This window comes from Pseudomonas sp. EGD-AK9 (assembly GCF_000465935.2).
Classification (GTDB): domain Bacteria; phylum Pseudomonadota; class Gammaproteobacteria; order Pseudomonadales; family Pseudomonadaceae; genus Aquipseudomonas.
In genome coordinates this window covers 1-8,602 of record NZ_AVOF01000111.1, presented here as the reverse complement: position 1 = coordinate 8,602, position 8,602 = coordinate 1, and the positions used below count along the sequence as shown (strand labels likewise).

Annotated in this window: 6 protein-coding genes; all 6 read left to right on the top strand. The window is 67.9% G+C overall.

The genetic code is table 11. The features are described 5' to 3' along the window. The coding region (locus N878_RS06225; RefSeq protein WP_021442810.1) for an ATP-binding protein at positions 1–1,923 on the top strand (1,923 nt) is incomplete at its 5' end. 128 nt (positions 1,924–2,051) lie between these two features. After that, on the top strand, positions 2,052–3,548 hold the full coding sequence (nhaC, locus tag N878_RS06220; RefSeq protein WP_021442809.1) for a Na+/H+ antiporter NhaC: 1,497 nt from the start codon (positions 2,052–2,054) through the stop codon (positions 3,546–3,548). A 383-nt stretch (positions 3,549–3,931) separates the two neighbouring features. After that, complete coding sequence (locus tag N878_RS06215; RefSeq protein ID WP_021442808.1) at positions 3,932–4,723, top strand: enoyl-CoA hydratase/isomerase family protein; 792 nt, start codon at positions 3,932–3,934, stop codon at positions 4,721–4,723. Positions 4,724–4,750: 27 nt separating this feature from the next. Beyond that, a complete protein-coding gene (locus N878_RS06210) occupies positions 4,751–5,911 on the top strand; it encodes an acyl-CoA dehydrogenase family protein (protein ID WP_021442807.1) in 1,161 nt (386 codons plus the stop codon). Between the two features lie 9 nt (positions 5,912–5,920). Next, positions 5,921–8,014 (top strand): acetate--CoA ligase family protein, encoded by a 2,094-nt coding sequence (locus tag N878_RS06205; protein WP_021442806.1) that lies wholly within the window; start codon positions 5,921–5,923, stop codon positions 8,012–8,014. Positions 8,015–8,024: 10 nt separating this feature from the next. Further along, positions 8,025–8,602: thiamine pyrophosphate-binding protein (locus tag N878_RS06200; RefSeq protein ID WP_021442805.1), on the top strand; the 578-nt coding region annotated here is incomplete at its 3' end.

The following is an 8,602-nucleotide window of genomic DNA, read 5'->3' as shown; positions in this document are numbered from 1 at the left end:
CGTCGCGAGCGCTTCGCGCTGGTCTACCGCGCCCCCGACGGCCAGCCGCGCAGCCTCGGCAGCCTGGAGGTGGCGGTGGATATCGCCAGCATCCACCGCCGCCTGTGGGCCAGCGGCCTGACCAACCTGCTGTGGATGGCCCTGTTTATCTGCGGCCTGGCCATCACCCTGGCCTGGCTGTTCCACCGCCTGGTCACCCGCCACCTGCTGGCCATGGCCGAGTTCTCCCGTCATCTGGGTGCCGGTAGCTGGCAGCAGCCGCTGCAGCTGGCCAAGGCGGCCCGCGCCGATGATGAGATCGACCAGGTGGCCCATGCCCTGGAGGACCTGCGCCAGGCCATGCTCGCCGACCTGCGCCGGCGCGAGGCCGATCGCCAGGCCCTGGTCGGTCGCCAGGACGAACTGCAGCGCATGGTCGAGCAGCGCACCGCCAGCCTGCACCAGGCCAAGGAGCAGGCCGAGGCGGCCAACCGCGCCAAGTCGCGCTTTCTTGCCACCATGAGCCACGAGCTGCGCACTCCGCTCAACGGCATCCTCGGCATGGCCGAACTGCTTCGCGAGGCGTTGCCGGCCGAGCCTGATCGCCTGCGCCTGCGCGCCCTGCACAAGGCCGGCGAGGGCCTGCTGGCGCTGCTCAACGACCTGCTGGATTTCGCCAAGCTGGAGGAGGGCGAGGCCCGCGCCGAGGCCGCGCCCTTCGCCATGCTGCAGCTGCTGGACGAGGTGGTGACCCTGCTCGAACCCCGCGCCCAGGCCAACGGCACCCAGCTGCAGGTGCGTCTGGACGCCGCGGTGGGGCCCTGGCTACTGGGCTGCGAACAGTTCCTGCGCCAGGTGCTGACCAACCTGCTGGCCAATGCCATCAAGTTCACTGCCGGCGGCCGGGTGTGTCTGAGCGTCGAGCTGCTGGGCGAGCACAGCCAAGGCCAGCAACTGCGCATTCAGGTGGAGGACGACGGTATCGGCATCGCCGAGGCGGTACAGGGGCGTATCTTCGAGCGCTTCGTCCAGGCCGACGAGCAGGTGGCGCGGCGTTATGGGGGGGCCGGCCTGGGGCTGGCCATCTGCAAGCGCCTGGTGCAGGCCATGGGCAGCGAGATCCAGCTGCACAGCCGTGAGGGGCAGGGCAGCCGCTTCTGGTTCCAGCTGTGGCTGCCCCGGGTGCAGGCACCGCAGGTGCCGCAGCCGGTGCCGGCCGAGTCCCTGGCGGCGCGCCGGGTGCTGGTGGTGGAGGACGTGCCGCTTAACCGTGAGGTGGCCCGTGGCCTGCTTGAGCGTGAAGGCCAGTGGGTGAGCCTGGTCGAGGATGCCGAGCCAGCCCTGGCGCTGTGCCGTCAGCAGCGCTTCGATCTGATCCTGCTGGACGTGCACCTGCCCGGCTGCAGCGGGGTCGAGCTATGCCGTCAGCTGCGCCAGGACGCCCAGGGGCTAAATCGCGATACGCCCATCTACGCCTTTACCGCCAGCCTGCAGGCGAGCAAGGTGCAGGGCTATCTGCAGGCCGGCATGCAGGGGGTGATCGGCAAGCCCATCGACCTGGCCCTGCTGCGCCAGGCCCTGGCCCGCTGCACGCCGGCCGAAGTCTGGCTGGACGCGGCCCGGCTGCGCGAACATGCCGAGCAGCTCGGTGGCGAGCGCCTGCGGCAGTTGCTCGGCCTGCTGCTGCACAGCCTGCAGGAGCAGGGCGCACTGCTGCGCGCGGCCCTGCAGCGGCGTCAGGCCGCGCCCTTGCAGGAGGCCGCTCACCGTCTGGCCAGCGCCTGCGACAGCCTTGGCGCCCTGGCCCTGGGCCAACTGCTGCGTCAGGTGGAACAGGCCGCCGAAGCGGGCGCCGAATTGCCCTGGGACGACTGGCAGGCCCGTCTGCAGGCGGCGTTGGCAGCCACCGAGGCGGCCGTAGTCCAGGCCCGCAGCGAGTTGTAACAGCGGCGTTACCACTTCTTACAACTTCTTTCCCACTGTACAACGGCGCCTTACATCGCCTGCCAATAATCGAGCCGGGACCGGACACCTGAGGCCGGTCAACCTTCGGTTACTGGGAGACAACAACAATGAAACTCCGCAACCTCTCGGCGCTCGATGCGCTGCTGGTCGGTGCCGTGCTGCTGGCCCTGATCGCCGGCTCGCTGAGCCTGTTCGATAATCCCATGGGCGGGCCATTGCAGCTGGCACTGATCATGGTCGGCTGCTTCGCCGCGCTGATCGGCATGAAGAACGGCATCGGCTGGGCTGAACTGGAAAGCGAGATCATCGCCACCAATGCCAAGACCATCGGCTCGATCTTTATCTTCCTTGCCATCGGCGTGCTGATCGGCGCCTTTATCCTCGCCGGCACCGTGCCGACCCTGCTGTATGCCGGGCTCAGCCTGCTCTCGCCGGGCTTCTTCTACCCCCTGGCCTGCCTGATCTGCGCCATCGTATCGATCTGCATCGGTTCGTCCTGGACCACCGTGGCCACCATCGGCGTCGGCCTGATGGGCACTGCCCATGGTTTTGGCCTGTCGCCGGAGATCACCGCCGGTGCGGTGGTGGCTGGTGCCTACTTCGGCGACAAGATGTCGCCGCTGTCGGAAACCACCAACCTGGCCCCGGCCGTGGTCGGCGTCGACCTGTTCGCCCATATCCGCCATATGGCCTGGGTCTCGGTGCCGAGCCTGCTGCTCGCCCTGTGCCTGTTCGCCTTTCTCGCCTTGAGCGCCGATGTGCGCGGCGATGCGGTATCCAATGTGCCGGAGCTGCAGGCGCAGTTGCGTGAGTCCTTCCATATCGCCTGGTACAACCTGTTGCCCATGCTGGTGCTGCTGGTGCTGTCGGTGCGCAAGGTGCCGGCCTTCCCGGCGATCATGTTCAGCGCGGTGCTGGCCTGCCTGTTCGCCGTGCTGTTCCAGGGCGCGGCGATCGAGCGCTTTATGGCCGACAGCGAACTGAGCGGCGCCACGCGCACCGTCACGGCTCTATGGACGGTAATGGCCACCGGCTTCTCCATCAGCAGCGGCAACGAGGTGGTGGACAGCCTGCTCAGCCGTGGCGGCATGGCCGGCATGGTGTTTATGGCCTTCCTGGTGTTCTGCTCGATGATGATGACCGCGGTGCTGGAGCGCATCGGCTTTATCCGCTTCCTGCTCGGCCTGATCGTGCGCAGCGTGCACTCGGTGGGCGCGCTGATCGGCGCCACCCTGGCCACCAGCCTCAGCGTCAACCTGCTGACCGGCGACCAGTACCTGTCCCTGGTGCTGCCGGGGCAGATGTGGAAGGAGGAGTACCGCCGCCGGCGCCTGGCCGCGGTCAACCTGTCGCGCACCATCGAGGACGCCGGCACCGTGACCTCGGCGCTGATCCCCTGGAACGCCTGCGCGGTGTATATGGCCGCGACCCTGGGCGTGGCCACCCTGGCCTATGCGCCATTCGCCTTCTTCAACTGGATCAACCCGCTGATCGCGCTGCTCTACGGCATCTTCTGCATCAAGATTCTGCCGTTGGCCGACGAGCAGGATGAAGCTGCCGAACTCGCGCCGCCCACCGTCCGGCCGCTACCCAGCGCCGGCTGATCTCCCCCCCGCAACCCACCAGGCCCGCCGCAGTGCGGGCCTTTTGCGTTACGGGGGGCTGCAAGCAACGCCGTTCAGCCGTAGCCCGGATGAAATCCGGGAAGTCCCGGCCCTGCAAAACTGCTCCCGGATTGCATCCGGGCTACAAGTACAGGCCGCTCTCTTGCTTGAGTGGGCCGCATTGGGCCTGTAAGGCCTTGTTCGAACTTGTAACAGGCCTCTGAAAATCCCTAATTAATTTCATATATATCAATCACTTAATCATTTAACTGAACGGTTGTTCGACATCTTGTCGAATTACTGAACAAGTGTTTAGTATTGCCTCCAGGCCCGGACGCAGACGCGTCCAATAACAACAAGCCAGTCCAACAAAGAGGTTTGCCATGAACGCAGCCCCCCGTCTGCTCTGCCAGATCGAAGCCGGCATCGCCCGGGTCAGCCTGAACCGCCCGGAGCAGCGCAATGCCCTGGATATCCCCAGCCTGCAGGACCTCTATGAGCTGCTCGGCGAACTGCAGGCGGCGCCGGAAGTGCGCGTGCTGCTGCTGACCGGCAGCGGCAAGAGCTTCTGCGCCGGCGCCGATGTCGCCGAGTGGGCCGCCGCCGAGGCCCGCGGCGAGCTGGAGAGCTACGGCTGGACGGAGAACGCCCACCGCCTGATGGTGCGCCTGCACGGCTTCGCCAAGCCGAGCATCGCCGCCATCAACGGCAGCGCAGTGGGTGCCGGCATGGACCTGGCGCTGTGCTGCGATATGCGTATCGCCTCGGCCTCGGCGCGCTTTCGGGCTGGCTACACCAGCATGGCCTACTCGCCGGACGCCGGCGCCAGCTGGCACCTGCCGCGCCTGATCGGCGAGGAGCAGGCCAAGCGCCTGCTGTTTCTCGACCAGCCCTGGAGTGCCGAGCGCGCCCTGGCCGCGGGCCTGGTCGGCGAGGTCTGCGCCGATGAGCAGCTACAGGCCGTTGCCGGCGAGCTGGCCGCGCGCCTGGCCAAGGGGCCGACCTTCGCCTTCGCCCAGACCAAGACCCTGATCCGTGAAGGGGCTGCGCGCAACCTGGCGCAGCAGCTTGAGGCGGAATTGGCCGCCGGCCTGCTCTGCGGGCGCAGCGAGGACGGCGCCGAGGCGCTGCGCGCGGCCATGGAAAAACGTACCCCAGATTTTATCGGCCGCTGATCGCGCGCCCTGCCCGAGGACAACGTCATGAATTTTCAACTGACTGCGGAACAGAACATGCTGGTGGAGGCGGTACGCGCCTTTGTCGAGAAGGAGTTGCTGCCCCATGAGGAAGCGGTGGACCGCGCCGATGCGGTGTCCCCCGAGCTGGCCGCCGAGATTCGCGGCAAGGCCATCGCCGCCGGCTTCTACGCCTTCAATATGCCGGAGGAGGTGGGCGGCGGCGGCCTCGATTACCTGTCCCAGGCCCTGGTCGAGCGCGAGCTGTCCAAGGTGTCCTGGGCGCTGCAGGTGTTCGTCGCGCGGCCGTCGAAGATCCTGATGGCCTGCAAGGGCGAGCAGATCGCCGACTACCTCTTGCCCTGTATCCAGGGCGAGAAGATCGACTGCTTCGCCCTCACCGAACCGGGCGCCGGCTCGGACGCCAACTCGATCAAGACCCGCGCAGTGCGCGACGGCGACGACTTCGTGATCAACGGCGCCAAGCACTTTATCAGCCATGCCGGGCACGCCGACTTCGCCATCGTCTTCGCCGTCACCGACAGCTACGAGCGCAACGGCAAGAAGCGCAACGCGGTCACCGCCTTCCTGGTGGACAAGGGCACCCCGGGCATGACCGTGCGCCGCGGGCCCAAGTGCGTGAGCAACAAGGGCTACCACACCTATGAAATCTTCTTCGACGACTGCCGGGTGCCGGCATCCAAGGTCCTCGGTGAGGTGGATAAGGGTTGGGAAGTGGCCAACGCCTGGCTGACCGCCGGGCGGGTGATGGTCGCCGCCAACTGCGTCGGCCAGGCCCAGCGCGCCATGGCCCTGGCCCTGCAATGGGCGGCGGACCGCCAGCAGTTCGGCCAGCCCATCGGCAGCTACCAGGGCGTGTCGTTCAAGCTGGCCGATATGGCCACGCAGATCGCTGCCGCCGAACTGCTGACCCTCAATACCGCCTGGAAGATGGACCAGGGCAGCATGACCGACGGCGAGGCCGGAATGGCCAAGCTGTTCGCCAGCGAAGTGCTGGGCAAGGTGGCCGACGAGACGGTGCAGATCTTCGGCGGCATGGGCCTGATGGACGAGGGCCCGGTGGAGCGCATCTGGCGCAACGCGCGGATCGAGCGGATCTGGGAAGGCACCTCGGAAATCCAGCGCCACATTATCTCCCGCGAACTGCTGCGGCCCTTGCTGCGCTAGGAATCCATCATGAGCCTGCATAACAATATCCGTCGCCTGCTGGCGCCCAAGCACCTGGCCTTTATCGGCGGGCGCAGCATGGCCCGTGCCCTTAAGCGCTGCGCAGAAGGGGGATTTGGCGGCCAGCTATGGCTGGTCAATCCGCAGCACGCCGAACTGGAGGGCGTGCCCTGCGTGGCCAGCATCAGGGAGCTGCCCTGTGGCCCCGATGCGGTCTTTATCGCCACCAACCGCGAACTGACCCTGCAAGCCGTGGCCGAGCTGGCGGCCAAGGGGGCGGGCGGGGCCATCTGCTATGCCTCGGGCTTCGCCGAGACGGGCGAGGCGGGCGAGCGCCTGCAGGCCGAGCTGCTGCGCGCCGCCGGCTACATGGCCCTGCTCGGGCCCAACTGCTACGGCCTGCTCGACTACCTGCACGGCGCCGCCCTGTGGCCGGTGGCCCATGGTGGCCAGCGGGTGGAGCGCGGCGTGGCGGTGCTGACCCAGAGCGGCAACTTCGCCTACAACCTGTCGATGAGCGACCGCTCGCTGCCGGTGGCCTATATGGCCTCGGTGGGCAACCAGGCCCAGCTCGGCGTGGCCGAACTGATGGATGCCCTGCTCGACGAGCCGCGGGTCACGGCCATCGGCCTGCATCTGGAAGGCCTGAAGAATATCCCCGGCTTTGCCCGCGCCGCCTATAAGGCGCTGGTCAAGGGCATCCCGATTATCGCCCTGAAGACTGGGGTATCGCAGATCGGCGCCGAACTGGCGCTTAGCCATACCAGCTCCCTGGCCGGCTCCGATGCCCTGTACGACGCGCTGTTCCAGCGCCTCGGGGTGATCCGCGTCAGCGGCCCGGTGAGCTTTATGGAGACCCTCAAGGCCGCCGCCTGCGGCCGCCTGCCGGCAGGCCCGGGGCTGATCGCCCTGGCCTGTTCCGGCGGCGATGCCGGCTTGATCGCCGACTATGCCGAGGCCAATGGCCTGGCACTGCCCAAGCTGGATGAGACGCAGCGTTTAGAGTTGGCCGAGGTGCTACCGGCCTACGCCAATATCGCCAATCCACTGGATTTCACCACCGCCATCTGGGGCGATGCCCAGGCCCTGACGCGCATGCTCGACAGCTGCCTAAGTCGCCCGGCCGATGCCGCCCTGCTGGTGCTGGACTACCCGGACGAGCAGAGCGGCGAGCGCCCGCAGTGCGATCTGCTACTGGAGCTCTATTGCGACGCCCTGGCCCGCCACGGCAAGAGCGGCTTTATCGCCTCGGCCTTCCCCGAGCTGCTGCCAGCCCAGGCCCGCGACTACCTGCACGCCCGTGGCGTGCCGGCGCTGCAGGGGGTGGAGGATGGCTTGGCTGCCTGGGGCCGGATCGCCGATTACCAGAGCCGTCGCCAGGCCCTGCTGGCCATGGGCGAGGCGGCCCTGGTGCCGCTGGCGACCGGTAGCGCGGTGGTTACCGGGGGGCTGCTGGATGAATGGCAGTCTAAGCAGGCCCTGGGCGCCTTTGGTCTGCCGCTACCTCGCGGGGTGCTCAGCACCCCCGAGTGCGCCCTGGCCGATGCCGAACAGCTGGGTTATCCGCTGGTGCTTAAGGCGGTCAGCGCCGAGCTGCCGCATAAGACCGAGGCCGGCGGCGTGGCCCTTAATCTGCGCGACGCCGGACAACTGCAAAGTGCCCTGGAGCGGATGCGCCGCGACCTGGCCGAGCATGCGCCGACTCTGGCCTTCGACCAGGTGCTGCTGGAAGCCATGGCCAGCCCACCACTGGCCGAGCTGATAGTCGGGGTCAAGCGCGAGCCCGGCTTTGGTCTGGCCCTGGTGCTGGGAGCGGGCGGCATTCTGGTCGAGCTGCTCAGAGACAGCCGCAGCCTGCTGCTGCCGACCAACCCGGCAGCGATCCGCCAGGCGTTGCTGGGTTTGCGCAGCGCGCCGCTGCTGAGCGGTTTTCGTGGCCGCCCGGCGGCGGATCTGGATGCCCTGGTGGCGGCCATCGGCGCGGTGGCCGACTACGCCTGCGAGCACGCCGAACGCCTGCTGGAACTGGACGTCAACCCGCTGCTGGTCGGCGCCCATGGCTGCGTGGCGGTGGATGCCCTGATCCGCCTGGCCCAGGACTGAGGAAGTGAAGATGAACGACAACAACAAGAATCTTACCGGCGGCCAGGCCCTGGTGCGCCTGCTGGCCAACTACGGTGTCGACACCGTGTTCGGCATCCCTGGGGTGCATACCCTGGAGCTGTATCGCGGCCTGCCCGGCAGCGGCATCCGCCATGTGCTGAGCCGCCACGAGCAGGGCGCCGGCTTTATGGCCGACGGCTACGCCCGGGTCAGTGGCAAGCCCGGGGTGTGCTTCGTGATCAGCGGGCCGGGGGTGACCAATGTGGCCACCGCCATCGGCCAGGCCCATGCCGACTCCATCCCCATGCTGGTGATTTCCAGCGTCAACCACAGCGCCAGCCTGGGCAAGGGCTGGGGCTGCCTGCACGAGACCCAGGACCAGCGCGCCCTGACCGCGCCGATCACCGCCTTCTCCGCCCTGGCCCTGAGCCCGGAGGAGCTGCCCGAGCTGATTGCCCGCGCCTGGGCGGTGTTCGACAGCGAGCGGCCGCGCCCGGTGCATATCTCGGTGCCGCTGGATGTGCTGGCCGCCCCGGTGGCGCGGGACTGGACGGCCGAAGTGGCGCGCCGCCCCGGCCGTGGCCTGCC